This is a genomic window from Microbacterium oleivorans NBRC 103075, from assembly GCF_001552475.1.
In the GTDB taxonomy this organism is placed as follows: domain Bacteria; phylum Actinomycetota; class Actinomycetes; order Actinomycetales; family Microbacteriaceae; genus Microbacterium; species Microbacterium oleivorans.
The window spans coordinates 37,003-50,570 of sequence record NZ_BCRG01000005.1 but is presented as its reverse complement, the minus strand read 5'-3'; the positions used below and the strand labels follow the sequence as shown (position 1 = coordinate 50,570).

The 13,568-nt window shown below is 67.7% G+C and carries 13 protein-coding genes and 1 pseudogene; 9 read left to right on the top strand and 5 right to left on the bottom strand.

Going from position 1 to position 13,568, the window contains the following annotated elements:
• The first annotated feature begins 49 nt into the window (after window positions 1-49).
• The 3 genes and pseudogenes from MO1_RS07245 (at window position 50) to MO1_RS14475 (ending at window position 2,151) form a co-directional block, all read left to right on the top strand.
• The gene (locus MO1_RS07245; RefSeq protein ID WP_036312926.1) at window positions 50-676 is read left to right on the top strand and encodes a DUF1349 domain-containing protein; all 627 of its coding nucleotides are present in this window, start codon (window positions 50-52) and stop codon (window positions 674-676) included.
• Window positions 677-1,057: 381 nt separating this feature from the next.
• Complete coding sequence (locus MO1_RS07240; protein WP_060915658.1) at window positions 1,058-1,705, top strand: hypothetical protein; 648 nt, start codon at window positions 1,058-1,060, stop codon at window positions 1,703-1,705.
• A 141-nt stretch (window positions 1,706-1,846) separates the two neighbouring features.
• Window positions 1,847-2,151 (top strand): annotated as a pseudogene (locus tag MO1_RS14475) (biopolymer transporter Tol).
• A 117-nt stretch (window positions 2,152-2,268) separates the two neighbouring features.
• On the opposite strand, the gene MO1_RS14740 reads toward MO1_RS14475, so the two are convergent.
• Window positions 2,269-2,670 carry an ACT domain-containing protein gene (locus MO1_RS14740; protein ID WP_076708785.1) on the bottom strand — a complete coding sequence of 134 codons (402 nt, stop codon included), beginning with the start codon at window positions 2,668-2,670 and terminating at the stop codon, window positions 2,269-2,271.
• A 422-nt stretch (window positions 2,671-3,092) separates the two neighbouring features.
• On the opposite strand from MO1_RS14740, the gene MO1_RS07225 reads away from it, so the two are divergent.
• The 3 genes from MO1_RS07225 (at window position 3,093) to MO1_RS07215 (ending at window position 5,464) form a co-directional block, all read left to right on the top strand.
• The gene (locus tag MO1_RS07225; protein ID WP_157526382.1) at window positions 3,093-4,346 is read left to right on the top strand and encodes an alpha/beta hydrolase; all 1,254 of its coding nucleotides are present in this window, start codon (window positions 3,093-3,095) and stop codon (window positions 4,344-4,346) included.
• Between the two features lie 48 nt (window positions 4,347-4,394).
• The gene (locus MO1_RS07220; RefSeq protein WP_060915654.1) at window positions 4,395-4,871 is read left to right on the top strand and encodes an SRPBCC family protein; all 477 of its coding nucleotides are present in this window, start codon (window positions 4,395-4,397) and stop codon (window positions 4,869-4,871) included.
• Between the two features lie 197 nt (window positions 4,872-5,068).
• A complete protein-coding gene (locus MO1_RS07215) occupies window positions 5,069-5,464 on the top strand; it encodes a MarR family winged helix-turn-helix transcriptional regulator (protein WP_255209238.1) in 396 nt (131 codons plus the stop codon).
• A gap of 33 nt (window positions 5,465-5,497) precedes the next feature.
• Here MO1_RS07215 and MO1_RS07210 read toward each other — a convergent pair whose 3' ends face one another.
• From MO1_RS07210 to MO1_RS07195, 4 genes are all read right to left on the bottom strand, one after another.
• Entirely contained in the window at window positions 5,498-5,875 is a 378-nt protein-coding gene (locus MO1_RS07210) for a hypothetical protein (protein WP_060915653.1), read from the bottom strand.
• Window positions 5,876-6,059: 184 nt separating this feature from the next.
• Window positions 6,060-6,299, bottom strand: a complete 240-nt coding sequence (locus MO1_RS07205) for a PLD nuclease N-terminal domain-containing protein (RefSeq protein WP_060915652.1) — start codon at window positions 6,297-6,299, stop codon at window positions 6,060-6,062.
• Window positions 6,300-6,466: 167 nt separating this feature from the next.
• Window positions 6,467-8,347: an FAD-dependent monooxygenase gene (locus MO1_RS07200; protein ID WP_060915651.1), complete on the bottom strand. Its 1,881-nt coding sequence runs from the start codon at window positions 8,345-8,347 to the stop codon at window positions 6,467-6,469.
• Window positions 8,348-8,365: 18 nt separating this feature from the next.
• Window positions 8,366-9,748 carry an MFS transporter gene (locus tag MO1_RS07195; RefSeq protein ID WP_060915650.1) on the bottom strand — a complete coding sequence of 461 codons (1,383 nt, stop codon included), beginning with the start codon at window positions 9,746-9,748 and terminating at the stop codon, window positions 8,366-8,368.
• Window positions 9,749-9,852: 104 nt separating this feature from the next.
• Here MO1_RS07195 and MO1_RS07190 point away from each other — a divergent pair, with 104 nt between their 5' ends.
• The 3 genes from MO1_RS07190 to hpaE are packed head-to-tail and all read left to right on the top strand — an operon-like array spanning window position 9,853 to window position 13,566.
• The gene (locus tag MO1_RS07190) at window positions 9,853-11,349 is read left to right on the top strand and encodes a fumarylacetoacetate hydrolase family protein (RefSeq protein WP_060915649.1); all 1,497 of its coding nucleotides are present in this window, start codon (window positions 9,853-9,855) and stop codon (window positions 11,347-11,349) included.
• On the top strand, window positions 11,346-12,032 hold the full coding sequence (locus MO1_RS07185; RefSeq protein WP_036313284.1) for a GntR family transcriptional regulator: 687 nt from the start codon (window positions 11,346-11,348) through the stop codon (window positions 12,030-12,032). The genes MO1_RS07190 and MO1_RS07185 overlap by 4 nt, the downstream gene beginning before the upstream one ends.
• Window positions 12,033-12,054: 22 nt before the next feature.
• A complete protein-coding gene (hpaE, locus tag MO1_RS07180; RefSeq protein WP_060915648.1) occupies window positions 12,055-13,566 on the top strand; it encodes a 5-carboxymethyl-2-hydroxymuconate semialdehyde dehydrogenase in 1,512 nt (503 codons plus the stop codon).
• The last annotated feature ends 2 nt before the right edge of the window (window positions 13,567-13,568 follow it).

Genomic DNA, 13,568 nt, shown 5'->3' with positions numbered 1-13,568 from the left:
ATGCCTCTGTAAACCGTGCACATGCACGGTTTTTCGATACTGTGATCGCATGACGGTATACATCCCCACCATCGAGACCCCATTTCGACCGTTCCCCGACGACCGCTGGTCGGTGGATCCTGCCTCGGGCAGCATCCGCGTGTCCAGCATCCCGGGCACTGACATCTTCACTGACCCGGGCGGCGACGACGGCGGCCAGGTCACCTCTTCGACGCTGCACAACGCCGCAACACTTCTCACCGACGCTCCCGCCGGCGACTTCCAGCTCAGCGCGCGGGTCCGCGTGCGCTTCGCGGGCACATTCGATGCCGGCGTACTTTTCGTGCGCCACGATCGTGAGACGTGGGCGAAGCTCTGCTTCGAGTTCTCTCCACGCGGGCAGGGCATGATCGTCAGCGTCGTCAACAATCGCGTGTCCGACGACGCCAACGCCTTCACCGTCGATGGTGAACACGTGCACCTGCGCGTGTCTCGGAAGGGGACCGTCTTCGCCTTCCATGCGTCTTTAGACGGCGAACGGTGGGAGCTGATCCGCGCATTCTCGCTCCCCAGCGCGCACGAGCCGCTGGAGGTTGGATTCGAGGCTCAGTCGCCCCAGAGCGAAGGCTGCGACGTTGTCTTCGATGAACCGCGCCTCGAGGAACGCACGATCTCCGACTTCCGTGACGAGTCGTGAACTACTGATCGTCTCCTTGCTCCGGCGGAGGGGACGAGCGACATCGCCGCCGGCAGCGGGACCACTGGCGGGCGCGCTGCTGCTGCCACCGTCGCGATCGCACCGACCTCGGACGTCGGTGCACCCTGGTACGAGAGTTCGATGCCCTCGCTCTCACATTCCTGGTCATCGCGACACGATCTCGCCCACGAACTCCTCAGCGCCTGGACGGTCAGACCACCCGACTTCAGAGGAATGCGGCGTGCCCTGCCGGATAGTTCCGCTGAGCGCACCACCCGATAGCGTCGAGGAGCACGAGAAAGCGAAGGCCGTTTTCCTGGTGCGCCCCACGGAAGGTGCAGCATGCGCAGATACCGCTTCTCGAGCCACGGACGGAACAGAGTGCTTGTCACCGCCGGGGGCGCACTCGCTCTCGGCCTCGCCACCAGCAGTCTCACCTCCTGCGCGGCCGAGCAGGAGCCGCTTGAGTTCCCGGAGGTTTCTTGGGAGGACGGCACCCCAGCTGGTCCACTGGAAGCTGACCCGTGGGTGCAGGGCGTGCGGGCTGAGCTTGAAGCCGAGGCAGTGGCCCGCAATCGGCTTGATTTCAGCATCCCCGAGTTGGCGCAGACGGGGACGGAGACGTACATCGATCGCGTCGCCTCGGACGTCATTACCCACGTTTCCAACCACGGGGCCACCGACCTGTATCCCGGGCCACTCCCCTTCTCTCCCGTCGAGGTCAAGGTCGGATATGACGGAAAAAGCGACGACGCGGCAGAAGTACGCGGCTGTGTCGCGACCGACTGGGCCACGGAATCCGGCAAACCCGCTGACGATCTCACCGGGAGGGGTGTCGCTTACCGACTGACACGGGACTCGCGCGGACTTGTGAAGGTCGACTCCACCCTCGCGCTTCCGGATCTTGACTGCACCGCCCTCGAACCGCTGCCTGCTGCGCTGTTCACCCCCGCGCCCGAGCCATCCGGAATCACCGAGGTGTACGGCATCACCCGGCCCAGCGGCACCAAGGTTGGCGGCAGCAACTGACCCAGGATCGCCTTCGGGTTGCCCCGCGCGTGAGCGGCCCCCTCGCCCGAGGCACAGCCCTCGATCCGGGCGAGCGAACAGACCCGAGCTGGCGCGGAGAGCGAGCATCGATGTGCTCGAGCCGGACCGAAAGGATGTCTGATGGCGTACGACGCAGATTCCGATGACGACCGCTGGCTCATCGTCAACGGACGCCGATGGCGACGTACCGATCCCTCCTTGCCCGCAGAGCTCGTGGCAGCATTGACCTCCCATCTCGGCGCGGCCGGTCAGGTGTGCGCCGCGCGCAGGGCGATCCGGACGCCACGGCACAGGCCCGCCGACGAGTGGACCTCGCAAAGCACGGACTCGGCGAGCGCGGCCCGTACTGGTGGGACGAGCCGGAGGATGACCGCCTGCGCAGGGCACAGCAGGCGCTCGTCGAGCTGGAGGAACTCGAGAACTGAGAGGTCTCGACGTATCGCGTCGGCCCTGCTGACCACTTGGCATTGCTGTGTCGCGTTCGAGGTCGCCCTCACCGAAGCCATGTCAGGATCGGTCGTTCAGCAATCCCCACGGATTCCTCAGGCATCGATCGTGTGTCCCGCGTCCTCGAGCGCTGTCGAAGCTTCGGCATGTCGGTCGCTTGGCGTCATCAGGATGTCCCCGTCGAAGGTCGAGACGACGAAGACCGGGCAGCCGATCTCCGCGAGGGGGCCGACCAACGACGCGACGACCCCGGTGAGGCCGAACGGGATCGGACCGGCGGCGTAAAGGGCCCGCCAGGGACCGTCGAGTTCCGCGGCCGACGGAGCAACGATGACATCGCAAACGATCGAGATCTCTTGATCGGTCCGTGTGACGGACATCAGCGATGCCGATGCGACGAGAGCGGTCAGCACCGGAGTGATATCCGCCCCGACGGGGAATCGGGCGATGACGTATTCGCCAGGGAGGGAGCGGAGAGGAACAGCAGGAGCAGGCATGGGAGCACCCGTCGAGGACACGCGGAAGGCTACCGAGCGGCGCCACGGCGATCGCGTTGCTGAAACCCTACCGGGCCGCGTTCCCACTGACGGGTCAGCACCGAACTCCTCGGCGCAGGCTGCGCTTCCTGTGCGGCTGACGCGATCATCGCGTGAGCCTCGAACCCAGGCCGGGACAAGGAAGAAGCACCCGGCCGCGAGGAAGTAGATCGCCGCCGCTCGACCCCGCTCCGCAGCCATTCGCTGAGTGATCAGTCCGCCGGTCGTTCGTTCTGCTGAGGAGCTTTCACCTGTCACGACCGAAGAGTCCCAGCACACCGCGTGAGACGCAATCCTCGGTCTCCGAGGGTTAGACACCAGCGACACAAAGCCCTGACATCTTCTTGTCCGCCCCCTCACAATCGGCGCATAGCTTCGGGGCCATGCAGACGACACAACCCGCTCCCGAATCGCCGACGGTGCAGTCCCTTCGCCGCGGCTCGGGCAGACGACGCGGAGCGGCAGCCCTCCTCGGACTACTCATCGTCGCGGGGCTCGGAGTAAGCGGCATCTCCGTGACACACGCCAGCGAACAGAACTCGAAACGACCACCGACCACGCTCGAGTACAACCTCGGGGCCAGGTCCTTCTCCGTCCCGAATCTGACCGATGCGAACGGCCACCCATCGCCCATGGAGGTGCAGGCACGCGTGCATCTGCCACCCGACGCAGCAAAGGGCCATCACCCGGTCATCGTGCTCGTTCCCGGCTACTGGCCGACCTGCGCTGACGCGAAGGCGCAGAAGATCACCGAGAATCCGAGAAGTTCCGAGGACGCCCTCACGGCCGCATACGACCGCCTCAATCGGTGGCCCTGCGCAAAAGGCATCTCGCAGATCCCGAGCTATCGGGGATTCGACTACCTCGCCCGCGCACTCTCCGGCTCAGGCAACATCGTCATCTCCATCGGCGCCAACGGCGCCAACGCGATCGACACCCGCAGCTTCCAGGGCGACCAGGCGCGCGCCGCGCTGATCGGCAAGCACCTGAACCTGTGGCAGAAGTTCGTGGCAACGGGGAAAGGGCCCCTGTCGGCAGTCCTGCCTGCACGTATCCGCACCCACGTCGACATGAAGAGTGTCGGACTCCTCGGTCACTCCCGTGCCGGTCGCGCGGTCCTTCAGTACGCGGCAAACGCGAACCGAGGCAAGTGGCCCGCAGGAGTCAGGATTCGCGCTGTTCTGGGGCTGGCACCGGCATCCGGCTTCGGCACCGACCCCGCCACGTTCACCAACACAGGCACCGATGTCGCCATCATCGGAGGGTCGTGCGACGGCGTCAGCAACCCGCCCTTCAATCCTTACTTCGCACCCGCGGTGAAAGGGAGCCGTCACCCTGCCTACCGGTGGCTCTTCCGCGGGGCGAACCACAACTACTTCAATACTCAGTGGTCTCCGTCCGGCGGCCAGGTCGCCACACACGACGACGCCGTACATCCGAAAGGCCAGCCCCACCGCTGCTACGACGCGTCGAGCACGACTGCGCAGCTCACTGAGGGCGAGCAGCGACTACTCACCCGCACGTTCGTCACGGCCTTCTTCGGCAGCGCACTTCGGAACGACCGCAGCCAGATCGGTCTTCTCGATGGGAGCCGCCCGGTAGCCGGGGTCACGACGGAGAAAGCGGGAGGAAAGTAGGTGGATCGGGATCAACCCGGCGGCTGCCGGGCCTGTCACGATGAGTCCATGCCCGTCATCGAGTCCCGCTGCGTCGTCCCGGTCCCGGTTGAGGAGGCGTTCGCGGTGTCGCAGACCACGGGCGAGACCCGCAAGCGCTGGGATCCCTTCATCCGCCGCCAGTATTTCATTGGCGACGCGACCGCTCCAGGGAAGGGTGTGCGCACCTACACCGTGCAGCGCTTCGGGTTCCGGATGGAGAGCGAATACGTCTCCTACAACCCGCCATCGAACGTCGGCATGAAGATGACCAAGGGGTCCTGGTTCTTCGAGCGTCTCGCCGGCGGCTGGAAGTTCACGCCCGCCGCCGACGACCCTGGCAGCACCCTCGCCGTGTGGCGGTACAACTTCGTCTGCCGCCCGAAATGGCTGGCACCGCTCGCCGAACGGATCGGCGCGGTCATCCTGCAGCGCGACATGGACCGGCGCATCCAGGGCTTTGCGAGAGGTTGCTCAGACCCGCTCGTGCTCGCAGCGGTGCGCTGACCGAGCCCGCCTGTTCCGAGCCATGGGTTACCACGTGGCACGGCGTCGCGCTACGGGAGCAGACAAGCGCGAAGCGCGCACTACTGTGGGCCTCAGCCAGGCGGCGTGAGTGGAGCGCGATGAACAGTAGCGATGTGACCCCACGGGTCGCGCGGCACGAGGCGCGGCGAGTCCTCGCCATGTTGCGGCACTACCGAGTGGCCGAGTCCGACATGCTGACCCGTGCGCGGCGCTCCCTAGGGATCAGTGCGAACGAGTTCGAGGCACTCCGTTTTCTGATGCAGCAGCGCGACCACGCCGCAAGGCCTCACGCGCTCATCCAGCATCTCGGGATCTCTTCGGCGTCGGTGACCACCATGATCGACAAGCTCGAACGCACGGGACGGATCGAGCGACACGTGGTGGCCGGCGACCGACGAGCAGTGTCTGTGGCGGCCACGGAGCTCGCCAAACGAGAGATGCGAGCGACGTTCGGGGCGCTGGATGAGCTGATGGAAGACGTTGCCGAACAGCTCAGCCCGTCTGAACTCCGCCACATCGAAGCGTTCCTCGAAGCTGTGACGGATGCCGTCGAAGGGAGCGTTGCAGCCTGACCGTTCTCCGCCGGACCAGCGCCGGAGGCTGGATCACTCCGCCGAGGAGGATTCGGACTCCGACTCTGCGGCCGGTTCCGGCTCGGAGTGGCCGAGGGACTTCTCCTGAAGGAAGGCGCACAGCTCGGCTGCGATCTGAAGTTCGTGCGTGAGGGCGTTGAGCTCGAAGCTCGTCAGCTCGAGCGTCTGTTCCGCCGGCTGGATGAACACGTGCCAGCTGAGATCGTCACCCTCGTCGCGAGGTTCGATCCACACCTCGTTCGGCGCACTATCCAGAGGGATCAGCACCAGACCGGTGTCCTCTCCGCCGGAACCGTCTTGCACGGCGACTCGGATCTCCTCGCCGGCGCTCCGCGCGTCAATGAATTCCGCCACCCAGTGCTCGAGCGTTGCCTTGCTGTGGAACACCATTAGTCGTCCTCGGGTGGGTAAAAGAGGCGATGTCGGGGTGAGACCGCTCGCTCGATTATTGCGCTGCAGAGACGGGTCCTCGCACCCATCGCGCGGAGGAGCACGGTTCCGACGGGAAAGGCCGCTCGGACTCGGAGGTCGAGCGGCCGTTCACGAGGCGGCATCCGAGGGGCTTCTCGGCGTGTCACGCCTCGCGAGGAGGCATCCCTTGCGCTCGTCGGCCGATCGCGAGCCAGGTGACGGGCCCGAGGATCGGGATGAAGATCGTGAGCAGTACCCATCCGAGCGCCTGCCGTGCGCTGAGGTGTCGGGCGGAACGGGCGAGCGACACCAGCGCGACGATCGCCAGCACAGCGCCCACGAGCGCGACGACAGACCACGCGATGTCGTATCCGCTGGGGATGAGGGGGTTGATGGCGTCCACACCCCGACCCTAGCTGCCGACGTCCGCGTCGAACCGACGCAAAGTGTCGTCATGAGAGCGGCATTTCGACACTTCACGTCGGCTCGGCGCGCCGAGACGTCGCAGATGGTCGGCATTACGCCGCGCGGGCGACCATCTGCGACGGCTCGACGGCCGGCGCGCCGAGATCAGCTGACCGGCCGGAGCGCTCCGGCGAGGAACTCACCCAACTCTGCCGTCGCGGTCAGCGGCAGGACGGCGGCGACGTACTGGTCGGGCCGCACGACCACGACCGCACCTTCCGGCGAAATCCCCCGCTCGGCGAAGATGTCGACATCCGTCCACGTCGACGGCCCCGCCGCGTAGACCTTCTCCCAGTCCATGAGCCCGAGCGGGCCGGAGTGGGGCCGGAAGACGCCCGGAACCGCGGCCATCTCGACATCCTCATACGAGCGCGGATAGATCACCTTCGCGTCGAACACCGCGTCGGGATCAGCCCCTACGGGAGCGTGCCGGGCGGTGGGACCGGATGCCGAGCCGAACCACTCCGCCCAGTCGGCGAGTCTCTCGCACGACTGGTCCGCGAAGGCGTACACGCGCCATCGGCCGTCCGCCTTCGCGTGGTGGCCGAGGTGCACGACGTTGCCGTCCGCGACTCGAACGACCTCGGCCGACTTCAGCCGCTTGCCCACGGGGAACCCGGTAGCGAGACGCTCGTGCTCGGTTCCGCCGACGATCGCCGACCGCTCGTACCGCGTCATGAACCCCGAAGGGAACTCGGCGGTCGCGAGATAGTAGGTCGCGAGATCCTCCGGGTCGGTGATCTCCTCGGGCTTGCGCGCCATCAACGACGACCACTCCTTGTCGAAGTCGATCAGCTGCTGCGCGACCGGCCGCCGTTCGGCTCCGTAGGTGGCGAGAAGGGATGCCGGGGCAAGCCCGGTCAGCACGTGACCGAGCTTCCAGCCCAGATTGAACCCGTCCTGCATCGACACGTTCATCCCCTGGCCGGCCTTGGCGCTGTGCGTGTGGCAAGCATCCCCGGTGAGGAACACGCGCGGGTCTCGATCCTCCCCCTCAGGCACATCGTCGAACCCGTCGGTCACACGATGGCCGACCTCGTAGACGCTGTGCCAGGCGACCTGCTTCACGTCGATCGCGTAGGGGTGGAGGATCTCGTTCGCCCGCCGGATGACCTCCTCGATGGGAGTCTGACGGACGCGATGGTTGTCGTCGGCCGAGACGGCGCCGAGGTCGATGTACATGCGGCTGAGGTACCCGCCCTCGCGGGGAATGTGGAGGATGTTGCCGGCCGTGCTGTTGATCGCGCACTTGATGCGCCAGTCGGGAAAGTCGGTGTCGACCAGCACGTCCATGACGCCCCAGGCATGCAGCGACGCATCGCCCACATGGACCCGGCCGATCGCCTGCCGCACGCCGCTGCGCGCACCGTCGCATCCGACGACGTACCGTGCGCGGATCACGCGCTCCTCCCCCGCTCGCGGACCGTCGACGTGCCGGACCGTGACGGCGACGGGGGCCGCGGCATCCTCAGGCACCTCCAACCCGACGAACTCGACGCCGTAGTCGGGCACGATGCGTCCCGGCCCCTGGGCGGCGGCCTCGGCGAAGTAGTCGAGCACGCGCGCCTGGTTGACGATGAGGTGCGGGAACTCGCTGATCTTCAGCCCGTAGTCATCGGTTCGAGACGTCCGACGGATGCGGCGCGGGTCGGACGGATCGGGGCCCCAGAAGTTCATGTAGCCGATGTTGTAGGCCTCGGCGACGATCCGCTCGGCAAACCCGAACGCCTGGAACGTCTCCACCGACCGCGGCTGGATGCCGTCGGCCTGTCCGAGCTCCAGCCGACCGCTTCGCCGCTCGATGAGGCGGGTCGAGACCTGCGGGAACTGCGACATCTGGGCGGCCAGCAGCATCCCGGCGGGACCCGACCCCACGATGAGGACGTCCGTCTCATCGGGGAGTTCGTCGGGGCGGTCGATCCCGGTGCCTGCGGCGGGGAGGACCCGCGGATCGCCCGAGACGTAGCCGTGGTGGTGGAACTGCATGGGTGCTCCTCGTCGAGGTCAGGCGCGCGTCAGACCGCGGACGGGACTGACCGACTGCTCTGCTTCGTGATCGGGGTCGAGCGGGATGCCGCTGCGATCCCGCAGCAGCAGGGTCGCGACGAGCCCGAGCACGGTCATGCCGGCGAGGTACCAGGTGACCGGGGTGGTCGACCCGAACGCGGCGACCAGAGCGGTCGCGATCGTCGGCGCGAAGGCGCCGCCGAGGATCGCGCCGATGGCGTACGAGATCGACACCCCCGAGAACCGGATCGAGGCGGGGAACAGCTCGGCGTAGAGCGCCGCCTGCGGTCCGTAGGTGAAGCCGAGCCCGATCGTGAGGATCGCGAGTCCCAGGAACAGGACGAAGACGTTGCCGGTGTTGACCAACGGGAAGAGAGTGAAGACGCCCACGAGCTGCATGATCCACCCCGCGATGTACGTCGTCCGCCGGCCGAACCGGTCCGAGGCGAATCCGGCGACGAGCGTCGAAAGCAGCCAGGTGATGGCCGACCCGGTCACCGCCCAGAGAACCTCGCCCCGCTCGAGACCGAGCGGACCTTCGGGGTTGGTCGCGTAGCCCTGGATGTACCCACCGGTGGTCATGTAGCCGACGGCGTTGTTCCCGGCGAAGACGAACGCGGCGATGATCACGAGCACCGCGTGCTTGCGGAACAGCTCGACGATCGGCATCCGACTGTGCTCTTTGCGCTCGGCGAGCTCGAGGAAGACAGGGCTCTCCTCGACCCGGCGGCGGACGTACCAGCCGACCAGGATGAGGACGACGCTCAGCAGGAACGGCACCCGCCAGCCCCACTGCAGGAACTGCTCCCCCGGTGCGATCGCCGACATGAGCGCCATGACGCCCGATGCGAGCAGCAGTCCGAGCGGAACGCCGATCTGCGGCGAAGCACCGAACGCGCCGCGCCGCGTCTTGGGGGCGTGCTCGACCGCCATCAGCACCGCACCGCCCCACTCGCCACCGGCGGAGATTCCCTGCAGGATGCGGAGCAGAACCAGGATCACCGGCGCGGCCAGGCCGATCGATTCGGCACTCGGCAAGACGCCGATGAGCGCCGTCGCGACGCCCATGAGGATGAGCGTCCACATGAGCACGACCTTGCGGCCGTACTTGTCGCCGAGGTGGCCGGCGAGGAACGCTCCGAGCGGACGGAACAGGAAGCTCACGCCGACCGTGGCGAAGCCGATCAGAACGCTGTCCTTGCCCAGTGGGGCGAAGAAGAGCTGGCCGAAGACCAGTCCGACCGCGGTCGCGTAGATGAAAAAGTCGTACCACTCGACGGTGGTCCCGACGACGGTGGCGAACACGACGCGGCGGCGGTCCGCGGCGGTCGCGATGGTCCCGGTGGGGGTGAACCCTCGAGGGGCGGGGGAAGTGCTCATGCTGACTCCTGTGTCATCCGACGTCTTCGTCGATTCCCGGTTGTCCGGTGCAGCCCGATCATATACGATTTGAGATACGACGCAAGGGCGAGGGAGCTCACGAGATGCAGAACGACGACACGGCGACGGATGCCGCATCCCGCGATCCTCGCTACGCCGCCCTCCCCGGTCGGCCGGGCAAGATCGTCGCCGTCCACCTGAACTACCGTTCCCGGGCCGCGCAGCGCGGACGGACGCCCGCCGCCCCCTCTTACTTCTTCAAGGCGTCGAGTTCCGTCGCCGCCTCGGGCGCCACGGTCGAGCGCCCCGCCGGAACCGAACTGCTCGCCTTCGAGGGCGAGATCGCCCTGATCATCGGTGCCGCGGCCCGACGCGTGGGAGTCGACCGAGCCTGGGAGCACGTCGCGGGCGTGACCGCAGCGAACGACCTCGGCCTCTACGACCTGCGGGCGAACGACAAGGGGTCGAACGTCCGCTCCAAGAGCGGCGACGGCTTCACTCCCCTCGGCCCTGCCGTGCTCGACGCCCGCCGCGTCGACCCGACTCGACTGCGCGTCCGCACCTGGGTCAACGGGGAGCTCGCTCAGGACGGGACGACCGACGATCTCCTCTTCCCCCTCGCGCAGATCGTCGCCGACCTGTCGCAGCACACCACTCTGGAGCCGGGCGATGTGATCCTCACGGGGACGCCGGCGGGCTCGTCGGTCATCGTCCCCGGCGACGTCGTCGAGATCGAGGTCGACTCCCCCGCCAGCGGGGAGAGCACTGGGCGCCTCGTCACGACGGTCGTCGACGGACCCGACGTGCCGTTCGACCGGACGCTCGGCTCGTTCCCGCAGGTGGACGATATGCAGCGCGAGGAGGCCTGGGGGTCTCGGGAGGCCGCCGGGCTGGGAGCGGCATCCGCCCTCTCTCCCGAACTCCGCGCGAAGCTCGAGCGCGTCCCCGTCGCAGGGCTGTCCCAGCAGCTGCGCAAACACGGCCTCGACAACGTCACGATCGACGGGGTCGCTCCGCTCCACCCCGACGCGAAGCTCGTCGGGGTCGCGTCGACCCTGCGCTTCGTGCCGAACCGCGAAGACCTCTTCCACAGCCACGGCGGCGGCTACAACGCACAGAAGCGCGCGTTCGACGCCGTCGGTGAGGGTGAGGTCATCGTCATCGAGGCACGCGGCGAGACCGGCTCGGGAACGCTCGGCGACATCCTCGCCCTCCGGGCCCATGCGCGCGGGGCCGCCGGCATCGTCACCGACGGGGGCGTGCGGGATGCCGCGGCTGTCGCGGCCATCGGCCTCCCTGTCTACTCGGCCGGAGCACACCCCGCCGTCCTCGGCCGCAAGCATGTGCCGTGGGACACCGGCGTCACGATCGCGTGCGGCGGCACGACCGTGCAACCGGGCGACATCATCATCGGCGATGGCGACGGCGTCATCGTCCTGCCGCCCGCTCTGGCCGAGGTGGTGGCCGACGCCGCGCTCGCGCAGGAGGACGAGGATGCCTGGATCGCGGCTCGCGTCGCCGAGGGCGAACCGGTCGACGGACTGTTCCCGATGAACGCCACGTGGCGCGCACGCTTCGACGCCGAGCGGGACGCACGATGACCGAGGTGCAGACGGCTCCGAGCAAGTCCCAGCAGGCCTACGCCTGGATCAAGGAACGGATCGTCGAGGAGACGTTCACGCCCGGGTACCGACTCGTTCTCGGCAGCATCGCGGGTGAGCTCGACATGAGCGTCGTCCCCGTCCGCGAGGCGATCCGCCAGCTCGAGGCCGAGGGCCTCGTCACCTTCGAGCGCAACGTCGGCGCGCGGGTCGCGATGGTCGACGACTCGCAGTACCGCTACAGCATGCAAGCCCTGTCGATCCTCGAGGGGACGGCGACGGCCCTCTCGGCCCGCGCCCTCACAGAATCCGACATCCGCCGAGCGCGGCAGATCAACGAGCTCATGATCGAGACGCTCGACCACTTCGACCCGCGCGCGTTCACCCGCCTCAACCAGGAGTTCCACGCGACCCTCTTCGAGCGCTGTGCGAACCCGCGGATGCTGGAACTCGTCCAGACCGAGTGGGGCCGGCTCGGACACCTCCGCGACTCGACGTTCAGCTTCGTACCCGGGCGTGCGCAGGAGTCGGTCCGCGAGCACGAGCAGATCCTCGTGCTGATCGAGCGGAGCGCGCCCCTCGGCGATATCGAGCACGCCGCCCGTCGCCACCGGTCGGCGACTCTCGATGCCTACATGATCCACGAGCACCCCGACCAGGCGCTCGGCCTCCCCAACTTCTGACCCTCGAGCAAGGACGCACGACATGACAGAAACCACCCTGGCGGTGCCGCACACGCCCGCCGATCTGCCCACCCGCATTCAGCACTACATCGACGGCGCCTTCGTCGACTCGGCGGACGGCGACACCTTCGACGTGCTCGAGCCGGTCACCAACCGCACCTACCTGCAGGCCGCCGCCGGCAAGAAGGCCGACGTGGATGCCGCCGTCGCCGCCGCGCGCAGCGCGTTCACCGACGGTCCGTGGCCGCGGATGCTGCCGCGCGAGCGCTCGCGCGTGCTGCACCGGATCGCCGACCTCGTGGAGTCGCGCGATGCCCGATTGGCCGAGCTCGAGTCGTTCGACTCGGGGCTGCCGATCACGCAGGCCCTCGGTCAGGCGCGACGCGCGGCTGAGAACTTCCGCTTCTTCGCGGACCTGATCGTCGCGCAGACCGACGACGCCTTCAAGGTCCCGGGTCGCCAGCTCAACTACGTCAACCGCAAACCGATCGGTGTCGCGGGGCTCATCACGCCCTGGAACACGCCGTTCATGCTCGAGTCCTGGAAGCTCGGCCCGGCGCTCGCCACCGGCAACACCGTCGTGCTGAAACCCGCCGAGTTCACGCCGCTGTCGGCCTCGCTGTGGGCGGGCATCTTCGAAGAGGCGGGACTGCCCGCGGGCGTCTTCAACCTCGTGAACGGCCTCGGCGAAGAAGCGGGCGACGCCCTCGTGAAGCACCCCGACGTGCCGCTCATCTCGTTCACCGGCGAGAGCTCGACCGGCCAGCTGATCTTCGCCAACGCGGCCCCGCACCTCAAAGGTCTGTCCATGGAGCTCGGCGGCAAGTCCCCCGCGATCGTGTTCGAGGATGCCGACCTCGAGGCGGCCGTCGACGCGACGATCTTCGGCGTCTTCTCGCTCAACGGCGAGCGCTGCACGGCGGGTAGCCGCATCCTCGTTCAGCGCTCGATCTACGACGAGTTCGTCGAGCGCTATGCGGCGCAGGCGACGCGTGTGAAGGTCGGCTACCCGCACGACCCCGAGACCGAGGTCGGCGCGCTCGTGCACCCGGAGCATTTCGCGAAGGTGATGTCGTACGTCGAGCTCGGCAAGAGCGAGGGGCGCCTGGTCGCCGGCGGCGGGCGGCCCGAGGGGTTCGCCGAGGGCAACTTCGTCGCGCCGACGGTGTTCGCCGATGTGCCGCCGACGGCGCGCATCTTCCAGGAGGAGATCTTCGGCCCCGTCGTCGCGATCACGCCGTTCGACACCGACGCGGAGGCCCTCGCGCTCGCGAACGACACGAAGTACGGCCTCGCCGCCTATCTCTGGACGAACGATCTGACCCGGGCGCACAACTTCTCGCAGGCCATCGAGGCAGGCATGGTGTGGCTGAACTCGAACAACGTGCGCGACCTCCGCACCCCGTTCGGCGGCGTCAAGGCGTCGGGCCTCGGGCACGAGGGCGGCTACCGCTCCATCGACTTCTACACCGACCAGCAGGCCGTGCACATCACGCTCGGAGAACCCCACCACCCCACGTTCGGCAAGAACTGAAC

Coding starts and splice junctions, on each gene's coding strand:
- MO1_RS14740 (WP_076708785.1), bottom strand. CDS start 2,670: ATGCCTGCTCCTGCTGTTCCTCTCCGCTCCCTCCCTGGCGAATACGTC.
- MO1_RS07200 (WP_060915651.1), bottom strand. CDS start 8,347: ATGCAGTTCCACCACCACGGCTACGTCTCGGGCGATCCGCGGGTCCTC.
- hpaE (WP_060915648.1), top strand. CDS start 12,055: ATGACAGAAACCACCCTGGCGGTGCCGCACACGCCCGCCGATCTGCCC.
- MO1_RS07185 (WP_036313284.1), top strand. CDS start 11,346: ATGACCGAGGTGCAGACGGCTCCGAGCAAGTCCCAGCAGGCCTACGCC.
- MO1_RS07190 (WP_060915649.1), top strand. CDS start 9,853: ATGCAGAACGACGACACGGCGACGGATGCCGCATCCCGCGATCCTCGC.
- MO1_RS07245 (WP_036312926.1), top strand. CDS start 50: ATGACGGTATACATCCCCACCATCGAGACCCCATTTCGACCGTTCCCC.
- MO1_RS07195 (WP_060915650.1), bottom strand. CDS start 9,748: ATGAGCACTTCCCCCGCCCCTCGAGGGTTCACCCCCACCGGGACCATC.
- MO1_RS07210 (WP_060915653.1), bottom strand. CDS start 5,875: ATGGTGTTCCACAGCAAGGCAACGCTCGAGCACTGGGTGGCGGAATTC.
- MO1_RS07225 (WP_157526382.1), top strand. CDS start 3,093: ATGCAGACGACACAACCCGCTCCCGAATCGCCGACGGTGCAGTCCCTT.
- MO1_RS07220 (WP_060915654.1), top strand. CDS start 4,395: ATGCCCGTCATCGAGTCCCGCTGCGTCGTCCCGGTCCCGGTTGAGGAG.